The organism is Mycolicibacter heraklionensis (assembly GCF_001021505.1).
GTDB classification, from domain to species: Bacteria; Actinomycetota; Actinomycetes; order Mycobacteriales; family Mycobacteriaceae; genus Mycobacterium; species Mycobacterium heraklionense.
In genome coordinates this window covers 102,505-116,453 of record NZ_LDPO01000010.1, presented here as the reverse complement: position 1 = coordinate 116,453, position 13,949 = coordinate 102,505, and the positions used below count along the sequence as shown (strand labels likewise).

Here is a 13,949-nt window from a genome sequence, read left to right as displayed (position 1 = left end):
TCAGCCGCCGGCCGGAACCTGGTAATCGACGTCGACGAGAAGGTCACCGTCGTAGATCAACGTAGTCACCGAACCCACGCCGCATTCGCGCCGGCGCGGGTCGTGCCAGAGCCGGTTGCCGGTGAGGTGCTGGCGCGCGGTCCAGACCGGCAGCTGATGGCTGACGCACACCACCTCGTGGCCGGCGGCGCGAGCGCGGGCATTACTCACCGCGGCGGCCATCCGGGCCGCGATCTGGTCGTAGGGCTCGCCCCACGACGGGGTGAACGGGTTCCGCAGATGCCACCAGAACCGCGGGTTGCGCCAGGCGCCGTCGCCAGGTGAAACCCGCTTGCCCTCAAAGATATTGGTCGACTCGATCAGGTCATGGTCGGTGTCGATCGGCAGGTTGTGCCGGGCGGCGATCGGGGCGGCGGTCTCCTGGGCGCGCTGCAGCGGCGAGGCGATCACCGCGACGATGTCGCGGCCGGCCAGCAATTCGGCGGCGGCCACGGCCTGGGCGCGGCCGGTGTCGGAGAGCCGGAAACCGGGCAGCCGGCCATAGAGAATCCCGTCGGGATTGTGGACCTCGCCGTGGCGGATCAGGTGGACGCGGGTTTCTTCTGCCATCAGGGTTTCGGCTCTCCGGTGGTGGCGGCGGCACGTGCCGCGGCGGGTAGCGCAGCAGCGATCTGTTCGAAGGCCTCGTCGGTCAGCGCGGCCGAGACGAACCACGCCTCGAAGGCACTGCAGGGCAGGTAGACACCGGCCTCGAGCAGGGTGTGGAAAAACGCCGGGAAGCGCCAGGTCGCACTCGCGCGGGCGGCGGCGAAGTCGGTGACCGGCTCGTCGGCGAAGAACACGCTGAACATGTTCCCGGCCCGCGGAATCTGGTGCGGCACACCGGCGTCGGTCAACGCCTCGGCCAGCATCGCGGTCAGTCGGTCGGCGTTCTTATCCAGCGCGGCGTAGACGTCGTCGTCGGCGGCACGCAGGGTGGCCAGACCGGCGGCGGTGGCCACCGGGTTTCCCGACAGCGTGCCGGCCTGGTAGACCGGCCCCAGCGGCGCCAGCCGGTCCATCACCTCGGCGCGGCCACCGAATGCCGCGGCCGGCAGCCCACCGCTGATCACCTTGCCGAAGGTGAACAGGTCGGCGTCCACCGGATCAATGCCATACCAACCGCTTCTGCTCACCCGAAAGCCCGTCATCACCTCATCGATGATCAGCAGCGCCCCGTGCTCGCTCGTGATCGTCCGCAGCTCGGCGTTGAAGCCGGGCGCCGGTGGCACCACGCCCATGTTGCCGGGGCTGGCCTCGGTGATGACGGCGGCGATCTGGTCGCCGAACTCGGCGAAGGCCTTCCGGACGGCGTCGACGTCGTTGTAGGGCAAAACAATCGTGTCGGCGGCGGTGGCGCCGGTGACCCCCGGCGACGACGGCAGCGCCAGGGTGGCGACCCCGGAGCCGGCGTCGGCGAGCAGCGCGTCGACGTGGCCGTGATAGCAGCCGGAGAACTTGACGACCTTGGACCGTCCGGTGAAGCCGCGAGCCAGCCGCAGCGCGCTCATGGTGGCTTCGGTGCCGGAGTTGACCAGCCGGAGCTTGTCCACCGCCGGTACCCGGGCGATGATCTCGGTCACCAGCTCGGTCTCGCCGCGAGTAGGTGCCCCGAACGACAGGCCGGTCCCGACGGCGTCGCGAACCGCGTCGACCACCGCGGGGTGCGCGTGGCCCAGGATCATCGGCCCCCAGGAGCAGACCAGGTCCACATAGCGGTTGCCGTCGGCGTCGGTCAGCCAGCAGCCCTGCCCTTCGGCGATGAAGCGGGGCGTGCCCCCCACCGCTGCGAAAGCCCGGACCGGTGAGTTGACGCCGCCGGGGATCACCGCGCAGGCCTCGGCGAACAACCGCTCCGACATCGCTGTGGCTCGATCCGCATTACCCACGGCGACCAGTGTCCCAGCTCGCGCGACCTCGCTCGACTACAGGGTGTAGTTGAGGGTTGAAGTGGGTCGGTGCCCGGAGTTGGATGGCAATCATGCAACTACCGCAACGGCTGGCCCGGTTCAACCGGCATGTCACCAACCCAATCCAGCGAATGTGGGCCGGCTGGGCTCCGACGTTCGGAATCCTCGAGCACGTCGGGCGGCGCTCCGGCAAGCCCTATCGCACCCCGCTGACCGTGTTCAGCACCAATGACGGGGTGGCCATCCTGCTCACCTACGGCCCGGACCGTGACTGGCTGAAGAACATCACGGCCGCCGGTGGTGGCACCATGCGCCGGCACGGCAAGACCTTCGGCGTTAGCGAGCCGCGGGTGGTCAGCAAGGCAGAGGCGGCCGAGCACGTCAGCCCGCGGGCGCGGAGGGTCTTTGCCCGGCTGCCGTTCGAGCAGGCGGTGCTGCTCACCCGGCAGGCCTGAGCGGTGCAATTCTCCGAGCGGCGCGCCCGGTTCAACCGGGTCGTGACGAATCCGTTGTTCCGCCCGATCTGCGGCTGGGTGCCGATGTGGTCGATCGTCGAGCACACCGGCCGGCGCTCCGGCACCACCTACCGCACCCCGGTCTCGATGTTCCACACCGACGACGGCGTCGCGGTGCTGCTTCCGTACGGCACCGGCCGCGACTGGGTGAAGAACCTGCAGGCTGCCGACGGCGGACGGGTCAAAGTCGGCGGGAAGACGTTCGCCGTCACGAACCCGCAGGTGGTGCCGACCGATGAGGCGGTGGGGCTGCTGAAGCCGCCGTGGCGTCAGCTGCTTGGACGGGCCGGGGTGCCGCACACCCTGTTGCTTACCCGCGCTTGAGGCCGGTGTCGGAGATCGAGAGCCCGCAATCCCCGCTGGGCTGGCTGCTGGCGCCGGTGACGGTGCAGTACTTCCTTGACGAGTTGTGGGGCGCCGCCCCGCACCACATCCAACGTGGGCGCACCGACTACTTCGAGCGCCTGCTGGCCGGGCCGTCGGCGGCCGAGGATCTGCTGGCGGCGTTAGGCACCGAGCCGTCCGCGGTACGCCTGGTGCGTGGCGCCGATCACCTGAAGCCCGAGCAGTACACGCTGCCCGACGGCACCCTGGACGCGGCGCGCGTTCGCGCCGCGGCCGACGCCGGCTACACGATCATCTGCAACAACATCGAGAAGTACCTGCGCACCATGTCGACGCTGACCCACGGTGTCGAGGTCGAGCTGAACTTCCCCACCCACGTCAACGCCTACATCACGCCGCCGGCCGCCACGGGCTTCCTGCCGCACTACGACCACCACGACGTGCTGGTGCTGCAGATCCAGGGCAGCAAGACCTGGTATTTCTACGGTGACGACCCGGTGCCACCACACCTGATGCAACAGCTGCACGAAGTCGACCCGGCTGACCTGCCGGAGCCGACCCGTTTGCACCTGGCGGCCGGGGACACCCTGTACCTACCGCGGGGCCGCGTGCACTCCGCCGAGACCGGAGCGGGACCGTCGGTGCACCTGACCGTCGGGATCCATGTGCCGACCGTGCTCACGCTGCTGACCCACGCCCTGCACATGCTGAGTCTGCGCGACGACGTGGTGCACACCCGGTTGCCCGCAAGACACCTGGACGACCCGCAGGTGCGGGCGAGCCTGGCCACCTTGATCCATGCCGGGCTGACTGCCGTCGAGTCCCCCGACACCGTCACGGAAGGCCTTGGCGCCATGCAGGATCTGCTGGTGCGGCGAGCCCGCTGCCCGGTGGTCGGCCAGGTCGCCGACACCGTCGGGCTCGACGCCGACACGGTGGTGCGCAAGCAACAGCCGCTGTACTCCCGAGTGACCACGACGCCCGACGGTGTCGGCCTGCAGTTCGCCCAGCTGATCGTCACGGCACGCCCGGATCACGAAGCCGCGATGCGGTTTTTGTCGGAGCGCACCGAGCCGTTCCGGGTCGGCGAACTTCCCGGACTGGCGACCGCGCAACAGGTAGAGTTGGCCCGCAGTCTGATCATGAGCGGCTTTCTGGTGCGCCCGCCCGCCCGATAAACCGCTTGAGGTACATGGACCTCCATGAATGCGGACGAAATCGCCAATCCGGCCCCGCATTCGGAGGAAACTTCCAGGAAATAACCAAGATTTGAGGTTTAGGCTTCGGCTATTCACCGCGCGAAAGGCGGCTATGACGGAGCCGATCTGGATGGCCTCACCACCGGAGGTGCACTCAGCCTTGCTGAGCAGCGGTCCGGGCGCCGGGCCGTTACTGGCTGCCGCCGCGATGTGGGATGCGTTGAGTACGGAATACACCGAAGTGGCACAGGAACTTTCCGCGATGCTCTCGGCGGTGCAAGCGGGATCGTGGCAGGGGCCGAGCGCGGAATCCTATGTGGCGGCCAATGTTCCGTATCTGGCCTGGCTGGCGAAGGCCGGCGCGGACAGTCTGGCGCTGGCCGCCCAGCACCAGACCGCCGCCACCGCCTACACCTCCGCGTTGGCCGCCATGCCCACCCTGGCCGAGCTGGCGGCCAACCACGCCATTCACGCGGTACTGGTGGCGACGAATTTCTTCGGGGTCAACGCGATTCCGATCGCCCTGAACGAGGCCGACTACACCCGGATGTGGGTCCAGGCGGCCGCCACCATGTCGACGTATCAGGCGGTGGCCGGCGCCGCGGTGGCGTCGTCGCCGGCGGCGTCGACCGCGCCGACGGTGCTCAACCCCGATACCCCCCAGCACCGCGACCACCAGCACCGGACCGATCAGGCACCCACCCAGGACTTCGGCAACATCTACCAGGAGAGCTGGTGGACCACCCGGATCGCCGAGATCAACGAGGCCATCCAAGCCGACCTGTCCAGCAACAACCCGCTTACCAGTTTGATCAGCGATCCGGTGCTGATGACGATCGCTCCGCACTACGCGGGTGAGATCGTCCTCGGGATAGCGCCGGCCGTCACGTCGCTGACCGAGACGATGCTCGGCTTGGTGGCACCCGTCTCACCGGTGGGCGGATTCGCCGGTCTCGCCGGGCTGGCCGGCCTGGCGGGCATCACCGCTCCCGCCGCACCGGCGCTGCCGGCCCCGAGCACGCCGATGCCCGTTCCGGCCGCCGCCGCACCACCGGCTCTGTCGGCCCCGCCGGCCCCCGCCCCGGCGGCTCCCCCGGCCATGGCTCCGCCGACGCTGGCCCCGGCCGCCACTGTCGCCGGCGGCGCCCCGGCGGTTCCGCCTCCGTTCACCGGCGCCGAGGCAGGGTTCGTCCCCTACCTGGTGGGCGGCGGCCCGGCCAGCGGGGCGCGCATGAAAGTGCGCGTGGGCACTCCTGCACAGGACCAGCGCCGCGATGCGGCCGAGGCGGTGGCGGCCAGCGCCGCTCTCGCGGGCCAGCCGCGTCGCCGACGGCAGCGCAAGGCCCTGACCGATCCCGGCCACCGCTACGAATACCTCGACCCGAACGACGTCGCGGCCGCCGAACACGGCGCGGGCCCGATCGGGTTCTCCGGCACCGTTCGTCATGAGACCGGTTCTGCGGTAACCGGATTGACCACCGTGACCGAGAGCGCCGCGGGCCCGACCATCCCGATGTTGCCGCACACCTGGGAGACTCCCGAAGACCCGGACCAGCTCAGCTGAGTCCGGCGGCGTGACAGTCGGCCAACCGGCTAACCGTAGGACTCACCGGGACTGCCCGGTTGGCCGGCAGCACCGTTCGGATCACCGGCGCCACCGCTGCCAGGCTTGCCGGCCGCTCCACCCGGAACCCCCTGCCCGCCGTCACCGCCGTCGCCTCCCGGGCCGCCCGGCCCGACCGATCCGCTCCCGGCCGCCGTCCCACCGGCGCCTCCGGTGCCCCCGTCCCCACCGGCTGCCGCGGCGTTGCCGTCCCCGGCATTGCCCCCGTTTCCGCCCTTCCCGCCGGCTCCGCCATCGGGATGAGCAGCCGTCCCGGCACCACCGGCACCGCCGGTGCCGCCCTTGCCGCCTCCGCCGGCTTCACCTCCGTTGGGATGGCCGAGCATGCCGTCACCGCCATTGCCGCCGTCACCGCCATTGCCGGCGGTGGCCGTGGGCGATCCCGCAGCCCCGCCGTTGCCGCCGGCACCGCCGGCGCGAGCGTGGCTCGGGTCGCCGCCGTAGCCGCCGGAGCCACTGTCGCCGCCGCGGCCGCCGTTACCGCCGTCGCCCTGGGCTGAGCCGGCCAGGCCGTCGCCGCCGTTGCCGCCGGGAGCGCTGAAGCCGCCGGGTCCGGCGTTGCCCATGAACACCAGGTTGCCGGCGTTCCCGGAGGCGCCGCCGTCCCCGCCGTTACCGCCGCTCGGGTGCTCGGCGGTGCCCGCGCCGCCGTTACCGCCGTAGCCACCGGAGCCACCGGGGCCGCCGAAGCCGGCCACCGCGTTGCCACCGTCACCGGCGGCGCCGCCGTTGCCGCCGTCACCGCCGTCGTTGCCCCAGCCGCCGTCACCACCGTCACCACCGCGTCCGCCCGCGCCGAACAGCGAGATGGCGTTGCCGCCGAGTCCGCCGTCACCACCGTTGCCGGCGGTGCCCGACACGCTGTCCAGTCCGTCACCACCCCAACCGCCGTCGCCGCCGTTGCCCATCAGCCAGCCGCCGACACCGCCGACACCGCCGTCGGCACTGGCCCCGCCGTCGCCGCCCCAGCCGCCGTTGCCGATCATCTTGGCGTCGCCGCCGTCCCCGCCGTTGACGCCGAGTTCGGTGTCTTCGGAGGCGCCCGGGTTGTAGCCGTTGCCACCGTCGCCGAACAGCCATCCGCCGTCGCCGCCGTCGGGGTGATCCACCGTGCCGTCGACGCCGTTACAGATCAGGCCGCAGGCACCGTCGACGGCGAACAGCGGGTTGATGATCGGGTCCAGCAGCACCCCCGGACCTTGGATCCACAGCTCACCGAGGTCGTGAACGGTCGCGTAGAGCTGGTTCTGGAACAGCCCGGCGAAGACGACCTCGACCACCGATGCCCAGGTGTAGATGTCGTTGCCCACCACCTGCGAAAGATCCAGCGCATCGGTGGCATCTGCCGGTTCGGGCACCGCCAACGCCCCCATACCCGCGGCGTCGAGGAGTTGGTCGAACAGGTCGTCGAAGTCGGCGTATGCCGGTGCCGCAGGCGCCAACCCCAGCGCTAAGCAGACCCCCACCGAACTCGCCGAGGCGAAGGCATGGCGGTTCCTGCTGAGACGCCCCTTGCTGCCGCGATCGACCATTTCCCGCCCCTCCGACTGACTCACCCCTGAGCAACTACTGAGTGGGCGGAGCTTAGCCACCGAGACTTGGAGCCACAAGGGCGGTATTTGAACGGAAAAACTGCCGTAAGTGCGGAATTCGTTTAACGGCCTAACAGGCGCATCTTCTGCTCGTTGTACTCGTCGTTAGTGATCAGCCCGCGGTCGCGTAGCTCGGCGAATTCGCGGATCTCCGCTGCGATGCCCATCATCGAGGGGCCGGGGGTGCCCTCGGTGTCACCTGGCGGCGAGTCAGCCGTGGAGTCGCCCGCCGCGCGCTGCGGCGTCTGAACCCGCGCCGGTGATTCCGCGTCGGCGCCGCCGCGGCCGCGGCTGACCGACCCGGCCAGGGCGCTGCCCCCCATGCCCGCCAGCGCCATCTGGCTGAACGCGGTGCCGGCACCGCTGAGCGATGCCGCCGGGGCGCCGCCGAGGCTTGGGCCGGCCAACGGCTTGGTGTAGGACAGGCTCCGGATCTCCGGGGCGTTGGCCGCCCAGTTGATCGGCACCGACAGGTTCCCGGAGGTGATCGCCTCGCCCATCGCCGCCGACATCGACGAGACACCGGGCACCATCGGCCGCGACGGGGTCAACGGGGAGAACAGATCGATGTTGCGCAGGATCTCGTACTCCACCATCCGCAGCTGGTCCTGCTCGTAGAGGATCTCCCGGGTACTGGCGTCCCCGGCCGCCCAGGCGCCGGCAGACATGATCAGCCCCACCGCCGACACCGCGCTCACGCCCAACAGGTCCGAAAGACTCGGCAACGTGAAGATGTCCTCGATCCCCTGCGCCGCCCCGGGAATCGTGGCGGCGGCCCCTGCCTGCAGCAGCGAGTTGTTCGGCGACCCCACGATCCCCGAGGCCAGCTGGCCGAGCAGGGACTGGACGTCCGACGACGACGAGGTGGCCTCGGCGGTCCCGACCGAGGCGGCCTGGCTGGCCGGCCCGGCGGGATTGCTGGTCTGCGGCGGATTCTGGAACGGTGTGAGCCCGGTGGCGGCCGCCGACGCCGCGGCGTAGGCGTACATGGCGGCGGCATCCTGAGCCCACATCTCGCTGTATTCGGCCTCGTTGGCGGCGATCGCGGCGGTGTTGGTGCCCAAGACATTGGTGGCGATCAGCAGCAGCAACTGAGCTCGGTTGGCCGCCACCACCGACGGTGGCACGGTCGCGCTGTGCGCCGCCTCGTAGGCCGCCGCCGCCGCGTTCGCCTGGGCGGTCGTCTGGTCGATCTGCGCCGCCGTGGCGGTCATCCAGGCCACGTAGAGCGCGGCGGCCCGGGTCAGCGATTCCGACGCCGGCCCCAGCCAGGCCTGGGCGGTCAGCTCAGCGATCACCGATTCGTACGACGTGACCGCCGAGTGCAGTTCGGCGGAGAGTCCGCCCCAGGCGGCGGCAGCGGCGCGCATCGGCGCGGAGCCCGGCCCGGTGTAGATCCGCAGCGAGTTGATCTCCGGTGGCAGGGCAGCGTAATTCATCACTGACCCCCTCCCCGGGCTCATGAAAGCGGCGTGTGTGTGTATTTGTAGCCCAAAAGCTAGCGGTTGACCGGGCATTCCGGATTTGCGGAGGCCGTTGCGGCCGCGCGCCGAGACGGCGATCACAGCCGCACGCTGCGATAACATGCGCGCGTGCGGATGTTAATCACCGCGTTTCGTGATCTGCAGTGGCGACTGCGCCGGTTCATTGTCGCCGCGGTGGGCACCGCGATGGTGTTCGCCCTGACTCTGGTGCTGGCCGGGTTGACCCACGGGTTCCGGGTCGAGGCGGAGAATGTGGTCGATTCACTGGGCATCGACGGCTACCTGATCCAGACGGCTGCGGTGGGCCCGTTCATGGGCTCGTCGCGATTCCCGCAGGCCGAAGCCGGCGACGTCGCCCGAATTTCCGGCGTGCAGGCGGCGTTGCCGGTGGTCTACGGCAACACGATCCTGCAGGACGGCCGCTCGCCGCTGAACGTGAATATCTACGGTGTGCCCAAGGCCGCAATGCCGCCGCTCACTGCCGGCCGAGCTCCGACCGAACCCAATGAGATCGCGATGTCGACGACGCTCAAGCGCTCCGTCGGCGACGAGATCGAACTGGGCGCGGACAAGCTGCGGATCGTCGGCCTGGTGGAGAAGTCCACCACGCTGGCCGGCCAGCCCAATGGCTTCCTGACCGTGGCGGGCGCGCAACGACTGATGTATTCCGGCCAGCCGGTGACCTCCGCGATCGGCATTCGGGGCACGCCCGCGCACGTCCCGGAGGGCTACCGGGTGGTGGACCGGGCCGCCGCCGTCGACGACATGGTTCGCCCGCTGGCGGGTGCACAGATGGCCCTGTCGTACATGTCGGTGCTGCTGTGGGGCGTCGCCGCACTGATCGTGGGCTCCCTGATCTACCTGTCGGCGCTGGAACGCACCCGCGACTTCGCGGTGTTCAAGGCGCTGGGCGTCACCACGTGGATGGTGCTGGCCGGGTTGGCGCTGCAGGCGGTGGTCGTCGCGGTGGCCGCGGCAGTGCTCGGCGGCGTCCTGGCGGTGTCGATCGGGCCGCTGTTTCCGATGCTGGTGGCGGTGACCGGGTCGTCGTTCGCCCTGCTGGTCCTGACCGCGGTGGGAATCGGTCTGCTGGCCAGCCTGGCGGGACTGCGGCACGCGGTGGCCGTAGACCCGGTGCTGGCGTTCGGGGGTCCGTAACTCATGGGGGACCTACGGATCCGTGATCTGGTCATCGAATACGCCACCGGCGGCGGGGAACCGATCCGTCCCATCCACGGCCTGAGCCTGGACGTTCCGGCCGGCTCACTGGTGGTGGTGCTCGGTCCCAGCGGCTGCGGCAAGACCACGCTGCTGTCGTGCCTGGGCGGCATCTTGAGTCCCACGAGCGGTCAGATCCAGTTCGGCGCCACCGACGTGACCGCACTGAGCCGGCGCGACATCACGTCCTACCGGCGGCGCACCGTCGGCATCGTCTTTCAGGCGTTCAATCTGGTGCCGAGCCTGACCGCGCTGGAGAACGTGATGGTGCCGATGTGGGCGGCCGGGTGGACCCAGTGGTCCGCTCAAGAACGTGCCCGGGATCTGCTGTCGCGGGTCGGTCTGGCCGACCGGACTCACCACCGGCCCGGGCAGCTCAGCGGCGGCCAGCAGCAGCGGGTGGCGGTGGCGCGCGCCCTGTCCCTGGATCCGCCGCTGATCCTGGCCGACGAACCCACCGCGCAACTGGACTACGTGCGGGCCGGCGAAGTGGTGCAGCTGCTGCGGGTGCTGGCGGCGGGCGATCGCGTCGTGGTGGTGGCGACCCACGACACCCGGATCGTCCCGCTGGCCGACATCGTCATCCAGCTGTCGCCGACCGCCGCCCCGGCGCGCCCGCAGCAGGCACCGGTCCTGTTGGGTCCCGGCTCGGTGCTGCTGGAGCAGGGCACCGTCGAGGACCTGATCTACGTCGTCACCGAGGGCGAGGTGGAGATCGCTCCCGACTCGGCCGGCGCCGGCGACGGGCTGCTCAAGATCGGCAAACCGGACCACTACGCCGGCCAGCTCGGACCCATGGTGCGGATCCCCCGCTCGGCGACGGTGCGTGCCCCACGCGAGGCAACCGTCGTGAGTTACACCGTGGACGCGTTTCGCCGGCAGTTCGGCCGCCCACCGCTTCCCGACGTTCCTAACGAACCGGCATCAACCTGATCAATACCGCGTCGCGGCGGGCCGAACCGAGCATGCGCCACGCGATGATGCTGTACATGGCAGATTTGACCCGCCGGGCTGCTTTGCGCCTCGGGGTCGGTGCCGCGGGGGCTGTAGGCCTATTCGGCGTGGGTGTGGGGCGGCACCCGGCCGAGTCGCGGGCGACCGGCAGTACCTATCCGACCCGGGAATCCGGCTCGTTCGTGTCGGCGGCCCGCGGCGGGGTGGAGACCAACTGGATCATCGCGCGGCCGCCCGGGCAGACCGCTCCGCTGCGGCCGGTGATCGCGTTGCACTGTAAGGACGGCGACGCGGCCTGGGTGATGGATCTGGGGGTGGAAGAAGAGCTGGCGAAGCTGACCGCTTCGGGCCGGCCGCCGTTCGCGGTGGTGGCCGTCGACGGCGGCAACACCTACTGGCGCCGGCACAGCTCCGGTGAGGACTCCGGTGCGATGGTGCTGGGGGAGCTGATCCCGATGCTGGCGGAGAAGGGCCTCGACACCACCCGAGTCGGGTTCATGGGCTGGTCGATGGGCGCCTACGGCGCGCTGCTGCTGGGCAGCCAGCTCGGTCCGGCGCGCACCGCGGGGATCTGTGCCATCAGCCCGGCGATCTACATGACCTATTTCGGCGCGCCCGCCGGGGCATTCGACAGCGTCGACGACTGGCGGACGAACTCGGTTTTCAACCTGGTGCCGCGGCTGGCCCGGATCCCGTTGCGGGTCGACTGCGGGACCGGAGACAGCTTCGCCTACGCGACCAAGAGTTTCATCGGCCAACTGAATCCGCCGCCGGCAGGTGGGTTCTCCCCCGGCGGTCACGACGTGTCCTATTGGCAGGAGCAGCTGCCCGCGGAGTTGGCTTGGCTGGATTCGTGATCTAAGAAGACGCCCGCCACCGCCGAATGTGCGTTTTGGGTGGCATCACGCGAAAAGCCCCGCGCAGAACGCACACTCGGCACCGGTGTCCGACTTCTCCGGCGCTACCGCGCGAAACGCCGAAGCCGCAGGCTATTCGTCACCACCAAAACCGACGAGGCCGCCATCGCCGCGCCCGCGATCATCGGGTTGAGCAATCCGGCCGCCGCGAGCGGGATCGCCGCGATGTTGTAGCCGAACGCCCAGACGAGGTTCTGCCGGATGATTCGCAGGGTGCGTGCGGACAGCCGCAGCGCGGTCGGAACCGTGCCGAGGTCACCGCGCACCAGCGTCACGTCACCGGCCTCGATGGCGGCGTCGGTGCCGGTGCCCATCGCCATCCCGATATCGGCGGTGGCCAGCGCCACCGAGTCGTTGACGCCGTCGCCGACCATGGCCACCCGCCGGCCCTGCGCCTGCAACCGCTTGACCGCCTCGGCCTTGTCCGCGGGCAACACGTCGGCGATGACGTTGGCCGGATCGATCCCGACCTCGCGGGCCACCATCCGCGCCACCGCTGCGCCGTCACCGGTGAGCAGCATCGGGGTGATGCCCATGGCCTTGAGCTCGGCCACCGCGGCCGCGCTGGTGGGCCGCACGGTGTCGGTCAGGGTGATCGTCCCGCGCGCCCGACCGTCCCAGGAAACCTCGACCGCGGTGCCGGTTTCGTGCGCGGCAGCTGACCGAGCGACCTCGACTCGCACACCGTCGACCACCCCGGTCACACCCTGGCCGGGACGGCTGGCGAACTCGCTCACCCGGCCGATCTCAAGGCCGGCGGCGGTGGCCCCGGCGACGATGGCCGCGGCGATCGGGTGCTCGGACGCCGATTCGACGGCGGCGGCTCGGCCCAGCACGGTGTTGGGGTCCTCGCCACGGGTGACCGCGAGACCGCCGACCGCCATGACGCCGGTGGTGACGGTGCCGGTCTTGTCCAGCACGACGGTGTCGATGTCCTTGACGGCCTCTAGGACCTGCGGGTTCTTGATCAGAATGCCGAGCTGCGCGCCGCGGCCGGTGCCGACCAGGATTGCGGTCGGCGTGGCCAGCCCAAGCGCACACGGGCAGGCGATGATCAGCACGGCGACGGCCGCGGTGAACGCCGCCGCGACGGATGCACCGGTCAGCAGCCAGCCGGCTAGGGTGAGCGCGGCGATCCCCAGCACCGCGGGCACGAACACCGCCGACACCCGATCGGCGAGCCGCTGGACCGACGCCTTGCCGGCTTGGGCGTCGGCGACCATCGTGGCCATCCGCGCCAGCTGGGTGTCCGCGCCGACCTTGGTGGCGCGGACCAGCACCAGCCCGGTGGTGTTGAGCGAGCCGCCCAGCACCGAGTCGCCTTCGGCGACGTCCACCGGCAGTGATTCGCCGGTCATCGCCGAGGTGTCCAGCGCGCTGGCGCCGTCGATGACCACGCCGTCGGCGGCGACCCGCTCCCCCGGCCGGACCACGATGACGTCACCCACCCGCAGGTCGGCGATCGGCACCCGGACCTCGGTCAGCACACCGTCCTCGCGCCGCATGACCGCGGCGTCTTTGGCCCCGAGTTCCAGCAGTTCCCGCAGCGCCGCGCCCGCCGACCGTTTTGCATACGATTCGGCGTAGCGGCCGGCCAGCAGGAAGACCGTGACGACGGCCGCCACCTCGAAATACAGGTGGCCCGCCCCGGTGAAGACCGCAACCGCCGACCACAGGTAGGCGGCCAGGGTGCCCAGCGAAACCAGGGTGTCCATGGTGGCGGCGCGGTGGACGGCGGTGCGCAGTGCGGCGAGGTGGAACGGATAGCCGCCCCACGCCACGATCGGGGTGGTCAGCGCGAACGCCACCCACTGCCAGCCGGTGAACTGCCAGGCCATCACCATCGACAGCGCCACCACGGGCACGGCCAGTAGTGCCGAGCCGATCAGCCGGGAGCGCAGTTGTCCGACAGGCACGTCGGTGTGCTCGCCGGAGTGCTCGTGCGCGGCACCGATCACCGCGGCCTGGTAGCCGCATGCCTGAACGGCGCGCACCAGGTCGGCCGGCGTGACGTGCGAGTCGTGTTCGACGTGGGCCCGTTCGACCGCGAAGTTCACTGTGGCGTGCACCCCGTCGAGCGCGTTCAAGCCGCGCTCCACCCGCGCCGCGCACGACGCACAGGTCATTCCCCGCAGTTCGAGGTCGGTGGTGA

The 13,949-nt window shown here is 70.4% G+C and carries 12 protein-coding genes; 7 read left to right on the top strand and 5 right to left on the bottom strand.

What is annotated here, in order from left to right:
• Complete coding sequence (locus ABW16_RS13450) at positions 1–609, bottom strand: histidine phosphatase family protein (protein ID WP_047319675.1); 609 nt, start codon at positions 607–609, stop codon at positions 1–3.
• Positions 609–1,928 (bottom strand): glutamate-1-semialdehyde 2,1-aminomutase, encoded by a 1,320-nt coding sequence (hemL, locus tag ABW16_RS13445; RefSeq protein ID WP_047319674.1) that lies wholly within the window; start codon positions 1,926–1,928, stop codon positions 609–611. The genes ABW16_RS13450 and hemL overlap by 1 nt, the downstream gene beginning before the upstream one ends.
• A gap of 92 nt (positions 1,929–2,020) precedes the next feature.
• Between hemL and ABW16_RS13440 the strand changes: the two genes are divergently transcribed.
• The 4 genes from ABW16_RS13440 (at position 2,021) to ABW16_RS13425 (ending at position 5,572) form a co-directional block, all read left to right on the top strand.
• Positions 2,021–2,404 (top strand): nitroreductase family deazaflavin-dependent oxidoreductase, encoded by a 384-nt coding sequence (locus tag ABW16_RS13440; protein ID WP_047319735.1) that lies wholly within the window; start codon positions 2,021–2,023, stop codon positions 2,402–2,404.
• Between the two features lie 3 nt (positions 2,405–2,407).
• Positions 2,408–2,788 (top strand): nitroreductase family deazaflavin-dependent oxidoreductase, encoded by a 381-nt coding sequence (locus ABW16_RS13435; RefSeq protein WP_047319673.1) that lies wholly within the window; start codon positions 2,408–2,410, stop codon positions 2,786–2,788.
• Positions 2,789–2,793: 5 nt separating this feature from the next.
• On the top strand, positions 2,794–3,987 hold the full coding sequence (locus ABW16_RS13430) for a cupin domain-containing protein (RefSeq protein ID WP_233424768.1): 1,194 nt from the start codon (positions 2,794–2,796) through the stop codon (positions 3,985–3,987).
• A gap of 133 nt (positions 3,988–4,120) precedes the next feature.
• Positions 4,121–5,572, top strand: a complete 1,452-nt coding sequence (locus ABW16_RS13425; RefSeq protein ID WP_047319672.1) for a PPE family protein — start codon at positions 4,121–4,123, stop codon at positions 5,570–5,572.
• A 29-nt stretch (positions 5,573–5,601) separates the two neighbouring features.
• Here ABW16_RS13425 and ABW16_RS27770 read toward each other — a convergent pair whose 3' ends face one another.
• Positions 5,602–7,164, bottom strand: a complete 1,563-nt coding sequence (locus ABW16_RS27770; protein WP_157864242.1) for a PGRS repeat-containing protein — start codon at positions 7,162–7,164, stop codon at positions 5,602–5,604.
• A 122-nt stretch (positions 7,165–7,286) separates the two neighbouring features.
• Positions 7,287–8,663 (bottom strand): PPE family protein, SVP subgroup, encoded by a 1,377-nt coding sequence (locus ABW16_RS28000; protein WP_047319671.1) that lies wholly within the window; start codon positions 8,661–8,663, stop codon positions 7,287–7,289.
• 159 nt (positions 8,664–8,822) lie between these two features.
• Here ABW16_RS28000 and ABW16_RS13410 point away from each other — a divergent pair, with 159 nt between their 5' ends.
• Genes ABW16_RS13410 through ABW16_RS13400 form a run of 3 tightly spaced genes read left to right on the top strand, consistent with a single transcriptional unit; the run spans position 8,823 to position 11,737 of the window.
• Positions 8,823–9,866, top strand: a complete 1,044-nt coding sequence (locus ABW16_RS13410) for an ABC transporter permease (protein WP_047319670.1) — start codon at positions 8,823–8,825, stop codon at positions 9,864–9,866.
• 3 nt (positions 9,867–9,869) lie between these two features.
• Positions 9,870–10,859, top strand: a complete 990-nt coding sequence (locus ABW16_RS13405) for an ABC transporter ATP-binding protein (protein ID WP_047319669.1) — start codon at positions 9,870–9,872, stop codon at positions 10,857–10,859.
• Positions 10,860–10,903: 44 nt separating this feature from the next.
• Positions 10,904–11,737: an alpha/beta hydrolase gene (locus ABW16_RS13400; protein WP_109519596.1), complete on the top strand. Its 834-nt coding sequence runs from the start codon at positions 10,904–10,906 to the stop codon at positions 11,735–11,737.
• A gap of 104 nt (positions 11,738–11,841) precedes the next feature.
• Here the strand turns inward: ABW16_RS13400 and ABW16_RS13395 are convergent, their stop codons facing one another.
• On the bottom strand, positions 11,842–13,923 hold the full coding sequence (locus tag ABW16_RS13395; RefSeq protein ID WP_047319732.1) for a heavy metal translocating P-type ATPase: 2,082 nt from the start codon (positions 13,921–13,923) through the stop codon (positions 11,842–11,844).
• Positions 13,924–13,949 lie beyond the last annotated feature (26 nt).

What these genes read in the sequence shown, in the direction of transcription:
- ABW16_RS13450 (WP_047319675.1), bottom strand. Translation starts at nt 609, where the DNA reads ATGGCAGAAGAAACCCGCGTCCACCTGATCCGCCACGGCGAGGTCCAC.
- ABW16_RS13440 (WP_047319735.1), top strand. Translation starts at nt 2,021, where the DNA reads ATGCAACTACCGCAACGGCTGGCCCGGTTCAACCGGCATGTCACCAAC.
- ABW16_RS13425 (WP_047319672.1), top strand. Translation starts at nt 4,121, where the DNA reads ATGACGGAGCCGATCTGGATGGCCTCACCACCGGAGGTGCACTCAGCC.
- ABW16_RS27770 (WP_157864242.1), bottom strand. Translation starts at nt 7,164, where the DNA reads ATGGTCGATCGCGGCAGCAAGGGGCGTCTCAGCAGGAACCGCCATGCC.
- ABW16_RS28000 (WP_047319671.1), bottom strand. Translation starts at nt 8,663, where the DNA reads ATGAATTACGCTGCCCTGCCACCGGAGATCAACTCGCTGCGGATCTAC.
- ABW16_RS13410 (WP_047319670.1), top strand. Translation starts at nt 8,823, where the DNA reads ATGTTAATCACCGCGTTTCGTGATCTGCAGTGGCGACTGCGCCGGTTC.
- ABW16_RS13405 (WP_047319669.1), top strand. Translation starts at nt 9,870, where the DNA reads ATGGGGGACCTACGGATCCGTGATCTGGTCATCGAATACGCCACCGGC.
- ABW16_RS13400 (WP_109519596.1), top strand. Translation starts at nt 10,904, where the DNA reads ATGATGCTGTACATGGCAGATTTGACCCGCCGGGCTGCTTTGCGCCTC.
- ABW16_RS13395 (WP_047319732.1), bottom strand. Translation starts at nt 13,923, where the DNA reads ATGACCTGTGCGTCGTGCGCGGCGCGGGTGGAGCGCGGCTTGAACGCG.